9 protein-coding genes are annotated in these 8,209 nt (G+C 71.8%); 2 read left to right on the top strand and 7 right to left on the bottom strand.

What is annotated here, in order from left to right; translation table 11 throughout:
* Positions 1 to 835, top strand: an 835-nt coding sequence (locus QM633_RS03405) for a rhomboid family intramembrane serine protease (RefSeq protein WP_415152323.1), incomplete at its 5' end; no start/stop codon positions are given.
* Positions 836 to 915: 80 nt separating this feature from the next.
* Here the strand turns inward: QM633_RS03405 and QM633_RS03400 are convergent.
* Both QM633_RS03400 and QM633_RS03395 read right to left on the bottom strand, forming a co-directional pair.
* Positions 916 to 1,911 (bottom strand): glutathione S-transferase family protein, encoded by a 996-nt coding sequence (locus tag QM633_RS03400; protein ID WP_415152322.1) that lies wholly within the window; start codon positions 1,909 to 1,911, stop codon positions 916 to 918.
* Between the two features lie 107 nt (positions 1,912 to 2,018).
* Entirely contained in the window at positions 2,019 to 2,906 is an 888-nt protein-coding gene (locus QM633_RS03395) for an ArgP/LysG family DNA-binding transcriptional regulator (RefSeq protein ID WP_415152321.1), read from the bottom strand.
* Positions 2,907 to 2,985: 79 nt separating this feature from the next.
* Here QM633_RS03395 and QM633_RS03390 point away from each other — a divergent pair, with 79 nt between their 5' ends.
* On the top strand, positions 2,986 to 3,600 hold the full coding sequence (locus QM633_RS03390) for a LysE/ArgO family amino acid transporter (RefSeq protein ID WP_415152320.1): 615 nt from the start codon (positions 2,986 to 2,988) through the stop codon (positions 3,598 to 3,600).
* Positions 3,601 to 3,610: 10 nt separating this feature from the next.
* Here the strand turns inward: QM633_RS03390 and QM633_RS03385 are convergent, their stop codons facing one another.
* The 5 genes from QM633_RS03385 to QM633_RS03365 form a co-directional block, all read right to left on the bottom strand.
* Complete coding sequence (locus QM633_RS03385; protein WP_415152319.1) at positions 3,611 to 4,072, bottom strand: hypothetical protein; 462 nt, start codon at positions 4,070 to 4,072, stop codon at positions 3,611 to 3,613.
* Positions 4,073 to 4,140: 68 nt separating this feature from the next.
* Positions 4,141 to 4,638 carry a hypothetical protein gene (locus QM633_RS03380; protein WP_415152318.1) on the bottom strand — a complete coding sequence of 166 codons (498 nt, stop codon included), beginning with the start codon at positions 4,636 to 4,638 and terminating at the stop codon, positions 4,141 to 4,143.
* 31 nt (positions 4,639 to 4,669) lie between these two features.
* Positions 4,670 to 6,178 (bottom strand): flotillin family protein, encoded by a 1,509-nt coding sequence (locus tag QM633_RS03375; RefSeq protein ID WP_415152317.1) that lies wholly within the window; start codon positions 6,176 to 6,178, stop codon positions 4,670 to 4,672.
* Positions 6,179 to 6,211: 33 nt separating this feature from the next.
* Positions 6,212 to 6,694 carry an NfeD family protein gene (locus tag QM633_RS03370; protein WP_415152316.1) on the bottom strand — a complete coding sequence of 161 codons (483 nt, stop codon included), beginning with the start codon at positions 6,692 to 6,694 and terminating at the stop codon, positions 6,212 to 6,214.
* 86 nt (positions 6,695 to 6,780) lie between these two features.
* On the bottom strand, positions 6,781 to 8,209 hold a 1,429-nt coding region (locus QM633_RS03365), incomplete at its 5' end, for an ATP-dependent DNA ligase (RefSeq protein ID WP_415152315.1).

Genomic DNA, 8,209 nt, shown 5'->3' with positions numbered 1-8,209 from the left:
TGGCAACCTAGATGCTGTGAACCGACACTTCGCGTCCCCGGAGGACCCCTGGTTCCGGATCGGCAGCATCGACGTGTCGACGTCGGTGCTCGTCGCTGTGATCGGGCTGCTGTCCGGCATCATGTGGGTGGCCAGCCCCGAGATCATCTACGGCCTCGCCTACTGGCCGGGTGCCGTTGTGGACGGCGAGGTCTGGCGCATCCTCACCTGGCCGCTCGCCAACTCGATCAGCGTCGTGTTCACGTCCCTCATGCTGTGGTACTTCGGGACGGAGCTCGAGCGCCTGGTCGGACGTTCGCGCATGCTCTGGCTCCTCGTCGGGGCGTGGGCCGGCCTGACCATCGCCTCGACGCTGGTGAGCCTCATCCCCGGGCTGAGCGGGACGGTCCTTGCCGGGCTCGGCCTCATCCAGCTCGCCGTCCTCCTCCTGTGGATCGCGGAGTACCCCAACCGCCCCTTCTTCTTCGGCATCCCCGCGTGGGTCTTCGGGATGGCCATCGTCGCCGTCCAGGCGCTCAGCATGATCGCCTACCGAGACTTCGGATCCCTGCTCAGCCTCGTGTTCAGCCTCCTCCTCGTCGCCGTGATGGCGCGCCGGTTCGGTCTCCTCGGCGCCTACGACTGGATCCCCGGACGGCCCGCGACCCGCAGGCCAGCCGCCGCGCGGACGCGGCACGTCCCCCGCTCCGAGGTGCGCCAGGAGATGCGCCGCCTCTCCGATCGCGAGCAGCTCGACGCCCTGCTCGACCAGATCAACGCCAACGGCATCCAGAGCCTCACCGAGGCCCAGCGCAAGGAACTGCTGAAGCTGCGGGAACGGCTGCGCCGGAACTGACCCCGCCGGCGAATGTCCGGCTCGTCCTGCGGCACCGGCCGCCGGTCACCGGAGCGGCTTGATCCCGGGCGCGCCCGAACTCAGCCGATCGCGGGGACCTCCTCGCCCGCCCGCACCGGGCCCGGGGGAGTGCCGTCACCGAACGGCCGGCCGCCGAGGCTCTCGCGCCCATGCGGTTCGAGCCACCCGGACAGCTCCGGCCCCTTCGGCACGATGCCGGTCGGATTGATGTCGCGGTGCACCACGTAGTAATGCGTCTTGATCTGGCCGAAGTCCACCGTGTCCCCGAACCCGGGCGTCTGGAACAGGTCGCGCGCGTACGCCCAGAGCACCGGCATCTCATCCAGCTTGTTCCGATTGCATTTGAAGTGGCCGTGGTAGACCGGATCGAACCGCACCAGCGTCGTGAACAGCCGGACGTCCGCCTCGGTCAGCTGGTCGCCGACCAGGTAGCGCCGCGTCCTCAGCCGCTCCTCCAGCCGGTCCAGCGCCGCGAACAACCGGTCGTACGCCGCCTCGTAGGAGGCCTGCCTGCCGGCGAAACCGCACCGGTACACCCCGTTGTTCACCTCGGTGTAGACCCAGGAGTTCACCTCGTCGATCTCCGCCCGCAGATGCTCGGGGTACAGCTGCGGCGCGCCTTCGCGATGGAAGTCCGTCCACTCGCGCTCGAAGTCGATCGTGATCCAACCGAAGTCGTTCGTCACCACCTCGCCACTCGGGATGTCCACGATCGCCGGCACCGTGATCCCCTTCGGGTAGTCCGGGAACCGCGCGAAGTACGCCTGCTGCAGCCGCTCGATCCCCAGCACCGGGTCGACGCCGCCCGGATCGAGATCGAACGTCCATGACCGCGGGTCGTGGGTCGGCCCGCACAGGCCCTGACTGATCGCGTCCTCCAGCCCCAGCAGGCGTCGCACGATGATCGCCCGGCTCGCCCACGGGCATGCCCGCGCCGCCACCAACCGGTAGCGTCCGGCCTCCACCGGCCAGCCGTCGCGCGCGTCTCGCGTGATCCGGTCCGGGATGTACCTGGTGTCGCGCTGGTATTCCGGCTCCACGTAACCCTTCCCCATCGCTCCTCCTCAGGTACCTGCTTACCCGATCTGTCGCGATCCGGCCACAGGTGGGTCCAGATGGGGCGCCACGGCATGCGCGGGACGCGACGAGTGGACGGATCGCGTCACTGCTGCCGGAGGGACGCGGCGGCGCCCGCCCGGACCGCCGCAGCCACCGCGTCGAGGCTCGCGGTCTGCAGCGACCACTGCTGCCAGTACAGCGCCACGTCGTGGTTCGCCAGGCAGGAGCCCGGCACGGCCGCGAGATCGACCCCGTCCCAGGCCCTGCCCTCGAGGTCGGGCAGCATCCCCCAGCCGTAGCCGTAGCGCACCGCCTCGGAGAACTGGGTGCTGGCCGGAACCATGTGCCAGGGCGCCGTGCCCCAGGGCACCCCCGCCTCCTCCAGCCGCTCGGTCTGCAGCCGGTCCCGCTCGTCGAACACCACCACCGGGGCGGACGCCAGCGCCGCCGGGGCCACCCCGCCGGCGAACCAGCGCGCCGCGAACTCCCTGGACGCGATCGGCCGGTACCGCATCGCGCCGAGACTCTCCACCGTGCAGCCCTGCACCGGGGTTCGCTGGCTGGTGATCGCCGCCATCACCGTCCCGTCGCGCAGCAGGTCGGCGGTGTGGTCCTGGTCCTCCCGCACGAACGTGATCCGCACCTCGCCGGCGACGGACGCCAGCGCGGGCAGCACCCACGTGGCCAGCGAGTCCGCGTTCACCGCCAGCCGCACCACCGGACGCGCCGTCGCCGCCGACTCCAGCACCGATTCGGCGTCGGTGGTGAGCGCGGCGAGCTGCCGTGCCAGCAGCAGCACCGGACGGCCCGCGTCGGTGGGCGTCACCGGTCGGGTTCGCCGCAACAGCACGGCCCCGACCGCCCGCTCCAGGGCCTTCAGCCGCTGGCTCACCGCCGACGGGGTCAGGTGCAACTCCCTGGACGCGGCCTCCAGCGTCCCGTGGTCGGCCACCGCGGCGAGTGCCCGCAACTGGGCGAGGTCCCACTCCATGGCAACATCTTAAGCTCTGCTACAGATACCCGAGAAACATTCGCTGGACTGCAATCCATCGTCGTCGTAGCGTCGTCGCGTGCTCACCACTGCCCTGTCCGGCTTCGGCTTCGGCTCCAGCCTCATCGTCGCCATCGGCGCGCAGAACGCCTACGTCATGCGGCAGGGGCTGCGCCGTGAGCACGTCGGCGTCGTGGTGGCGATCTGTGCCTTGAGCGACGTGATCCTGATCAGCCTCGGCACCGCGGGGGTCGGCGCGGTGATCGCCGCGCACTCCGTCGTCCTGGCCACCGTCACCGTGCTCGGCAGCGCGGTCCTGCTCTGGTACGCGGTCGCCGCCCTCCGCCGCGCCCTCCACCCGGAGGCCATGGTCGCCGACGGCGCCGGCGAGCCGGCCCGGCTGGTCCCGGTGGCCCTGGCCGCGCTCGCCTTCACCTGGCTCAACCCGCACGTGTACCTGGACACGCTCGTCCTGCTCGGCTCGATCGCCTCGACCTACCCGGCGCCCTGGGTGTTCGCGCTCGGCGCCATGGCCGCCAGCATCCTCTGGTTCTCCGCGCTCGGCTTCGGCGCGCGCGTGCTGCGTCCGCTGTTCGCCAGGCCGGTCGCATGGCGGGTCTTCGACCTGTGCGTGGCCGCGGTCATGGTCAGCGTCGCGGCCGGACTGCTGCTCAGCCTGCGCACCCTGTCCTGAACCGAGCGAATCAGGACGCGCAGAGGGCCTGCAGCGACGACACGTCCTGCAGCAGCCCCGAGGCGGCGCTCGTCACCGCTCCCAGCTTGGTGGGGTCCTGCGTCACCGCGCCCAGACTGTCGACCAGAGCCTGCACGGAGGACGCGAGCTTCTCCAGCTGCGCACGCACCGGGGCGTTGTCGAGCGTGGCCGCGACCTTCGCCAGGCTCTTCTGCCGCTTGGCCATGATCCGCTGGGCCTTGGCCGGATCGGTCGCAGCCACGGAGATCGCCCTCTGGAGGTCGGTGGAGGCACCGGAGAGCTCCTTGCTGATCGCCGCGCAGGCCGCCTTCACCTGCGGGTTCGCGCTGACGCTCGCTGCGGGGGTGCTGTTGCCGAGCCCCGGGATCGCCACGCCGGAGCACCCGGCCAGCAAGGTCGCGCCGGCAGCGGCGGCGGCGACCAGGCCGCCGATCATGGTGGGTCGAGGCACGGCTCTCCTCCCCGAAGGCTGCGCAAGACACTAGAGCAGTCCGGCTGCCGCGGGTAGTGCCCGGCCGTTCAGCCGGCGCAGACCGTGCCGAGCTCGGTCATCTCCGACTGGAAGTCGGTGATGGCGGCCTGGATGGACCCGGCCTTCGTCGGGTCCTTGATCGCGGCCTCGAGCGCGGAGATCATCTTCTTCGTCGCGGTCAGCGCCTTCTCGGCCTGCGCCTTCACCCGGGTGTTGCTCACGGCATCGACCGAGTCGGCGAAGGTCTGCTCGAACTTCTCCAGCGCCTTCACCGCCTGGCTGGGATCAGAGCCGATGTCGGACATCGCGGACTGCATGGTGCTGGTCGCGTCGGCCATCGCCGCGTTCAGCGCGTCGCACGCCTCCGCGGCCGACTGTGAGCCGGCGTCGGGCTCGGCGGCGGAGGTGGTCGGAGCGGTCGATGCGGTGGTCCCGGAGGATGCGGGAGCGGTGGTCGGAGCGGTCGCTGGCGCGGCCGGCGCAGAACAGCCGACCAGCAGCAGGGCGGACGCGAGGCCGGTGGCCACGCGGATCAGAACGGACATGTGGATCTCCTGTGGGTGGGGTGGGACCAGCCTAACCGGCCGGTGTCTGTTCCTTCGGGGCGACCGCCTTCGCCGCGTAGGCACCGAGCAGCTCGGTGATGTCCAGGCCGGTGAGCTGCTTGATCACTCCCGGCAGCTCGGCCATCGTCGTGGTCGCCTTCTTGGTCAGGTCGGACGCGCCGTCGGTCGAGATGACGGTCAGCTGGTCGATGGCGCCCATCGGGGCGGCCACCTCGTGGGCGATCTCCGGGAGCACTTTCACCACCATGTCGAGCACGGCCGCCTGGTTGTAGCGGCCGTACGCCTCGGCCTTCTTGTCCAGCACGTCCGCCTCGGCGGAGCCGGTGGCCAGCGTCGCCGCGGCGTGCGCCTCGCCCTGGGCCCGCGCGACGTCCGCGTCCGCCGTGCCGGTCGCCAGCTTGGCCGCGCCTTCCGCCTCTCCCTCGGCCCTGAGCGCCTCGGCCGCGGCGATCCGGGCCGCCTTCTGGGCCTCGGCGGCGAGCAGGGCGGCGGCCTTCTCCGCCGCAGCCCTGGTCTCGGTCTCGTACCGCTTGGCGTCGGCGGCCAGGAGCGCGGAGGCCTTCTGCGCGGCGGCCAGGGTCTCGGTCTCGTAGCGCTTGGCGTCGGCCTGCCGGCGCACGGTCGCGTCCAGCTGGCGCTCGGTGAGCACGGCCTGCTGGGTGGCGACCTCCTGCTGGGCGGACACCAGCCGCTGCTGCTGCGCGGTCTGCTCGAGGGGGCCCGCGTTGGCCGCCTCGGCCGAGGCCCGGTCGGTCTCGGCCTGGATCGAGGACCGCTTCAGCGCCAGGTCGCGCTGCGCGGCGGCGATCGCCTGCTCCGCGGTCGCCTTCGCCTGCTCGGACAGCTGTCGGGCCTCCGCCTCGGCGACGTCGGCCTGCTGCCGGATCCTGGCCGCCTCGGGACGACCCAGGTCGCGCAGGTAGGTGCCGCCCTCGGAGTCGGCGATGTCCTGGATCTGGAAGGTGTCGATGATCAGGCCCTGGCCGGACAGGTCGGCCTCGGACGCCTCCGCGACGCGGTGGGCGAAGGCCGCGCGGTCGGAGATGATCTTGTCCACCTCCATCGCGCCGATGATCGAGCGCAGCGATCCGGTGAGCACCTCGCGGCAGAACTCCTCGATCGCGCCCTGCTGGGCGTTGAACCGCTGCGCGGCCGCCCGGATCGCCTCGTCCGTCGCGCCGACCTTCACGATCGCGACGCCGTGCACGTTCAGCTTGATGCCCTTGGCGTTGTAGGCCCCGGTGACCCCGACCTCGATCCGGTGCGAGGACAGGTCGAGGACGCTCAGCTGCTGGATCAGCGGGATGATGAACGCCCCGCCGCCGCGCACGACCTTCTGGCCGGACAGGTCGACCGTGGTCTGGCCGGTGGACGGGTCGAGGATCCGCTTGCCGCCGCGTCCGGTGATCACGAAGGCCTCGTTCGGCCTCGCCACGCGGTAGCGCGACGCGACCAACCAGATGACCAGCGCCAGGGCGAGCAGGATCCCGACGATGCCGAAGATCGGGTTGTCCAACACGGTGATTCCTTCCGGTTCGGAGAGTGGGGCGGTTCAGCGAAGCTGGATGATGCGGACGCAGGTGGGGGAGACGACGTCGACGACCTCGGCCCGTCCGCCGGCCGGGATGTCGTCGTCGGAGAGGGCGTTCATGCGGTGCCGCTCGCCGGCCAGGACGAGGTCGATCTCGCCGGTCAGGCCCGGGCCGGTCGGCGTGATCACCGTGCCGCCCAGCCCGATCATCCGGGACGCGCTCGTGTCGTGCTCGGTGCCGGAGTTGCGCAGCCGGTAGATCAGCCAGCTGGCGCCGACCATCACGACGAGGGCAGCGAGAGCACCGGGCAGCGAGGCCACGCCCAGCGGCAGTCCGGTGCCGACCAGGATGCCGGTCGTGAACGCGTAGACCGCGACCCCGGCGGCGAGCCCGGTGACCGAGAACCACTCGCTGTCCGGGACGAAGTCGAGCGCGCCGTCCACCAGCAGACCGATGGCTCCGAGCACGACGGCGACCGTCCCGATCACGTACAACGTGGTCACGACGATCACTCCTGTGCCTGTGGGTGGATCTCCAACCTAGCCGGTCATCCCCACCACGCGTGGCGGTTCGGAAACGTTGCAGGTCTTCAGGCGAGGGCGCGCACCGCGTCGATCGTGTCGGCCGCCTCGGCACGCTTGTCGTCGCGGTAGCGCAGCACGCGGGCGAACCGCAGGGCCACCCCGCCCGGGTACCGGGTGGAGCGCTGGAGGCCGTCGAACGCGATCTCCACCACCTGTTCGGGCCGGACGTGCACGACGTGGCCCTCGCGGCGGGTCTCCAGGCCGAGGAACCGCTCGGTCTGCCAGGCGAGCATCTCGTCGGTCATGCCCTTGAACGTCTTGCCCAGCATCACGAACCCCCCGGTCCCCGGATCGCGGGCGCCGAGGTGGATGTTCGACAGCCACCCGTGCCGCCGTCCGCTGCCCCACTCCACCGCCAGCACGACCAGGTCGAGGGTGTGCACGGGTTTCACCTTCACCCAGTTCGCGCCCCGGCGTCCCGCGGCATAGCCGCCGTCGAGGGACTTGATCACGACACCCTCGTGGCCGGCGGCCAGCACCCGGCGCGAGAACGCCTCGGCGGCGGCCACGTCACCGGTCACCAGCCGGTCGACCCGCAGGTCGTCGGGTACCTGCCGGCTCAGGTGCTCGTACCGCACCGCTGTCGGCTCGTCCACCAGGTCGAGGTCGTCGACGTGCAGGAGATCGAAGAAGAACGGCACCAGGTCCGCCTGCGCGGACGCGGTGTCCTGGAACAGCATCGGGCGTCCGTCCGGACGCAGCGCGAGCGCTTCGCCGTCCAGCACCAGCCGGTGGGCCGGCAGGGCGGCGACGGCGGCCACGACAGCGGGCAGCCGGGTCGTGATGTCGTCGAGGCTGCGGCTGTACACCGCGATGTCGTCGGAGTCGCGGTGCACCTGGATCCGGATCCCGTCCAGCTTGGCCTCCACCGCCACCGCCGTCCCGGCCCCGAACCGGTCGAGTGCCTCCGCCACCGTCGGGGCGCTGGACGCGAGCATCGGCAGCACCGGACGACCCACCTGCAGCGTGATCGCCGCGAGCGCCGGCTCCCCACCCGCCCGGGCCGCCACCGCCACCACCGGGATCGACCCGGCGAACATCGCGGCCCTGCGAACGGAGTCCGGCGGGACGGAGTTGGCCTCCGCGACGGCGGCGAGCAGGAGTCCCTCCAGCGCGCCCTGCCGCGTCTCCCCGGTGACCAGGCCGGCGAGGAACGCCTGCTCCGGCGCGGTCGCGGCCCGCATCAACTCGGCCAGCAGTCCCTGCCGCGCGGCCTGCGAGCCGGCGCCGGCGAGCTGCGCGAGCGCTGCGAAGGCCTCGTCCACCTCGAGGACGGACAGGGTCGGGGTGTCGGCCGCGGCGGGTCGGTCCACGAGCGAGCGCCAGCCGACCCCGGTGCGGCGCTGCCGCAGCGACCCGGACAGGTAGGACGCCACGACCTCCAGTTCCTCCGGGCCGGCGGCGGCGAGCGCGTCGGCCAGGGCGGCGACCTTG

Origin of the sequence: Propionicimonas sp. (genome assembly GCF_047606205.1) — a bacterium.
In the GTDB taxonomy this organism is placed as follows: Bacteria; Actinomycetota; Actinomycetes; order Propionibacteriales; family Propionibacteriaceae; genus Propionicimonas.
This window is presented reverse-complemented; position numbering and strand designations above follow the sequence as displayed.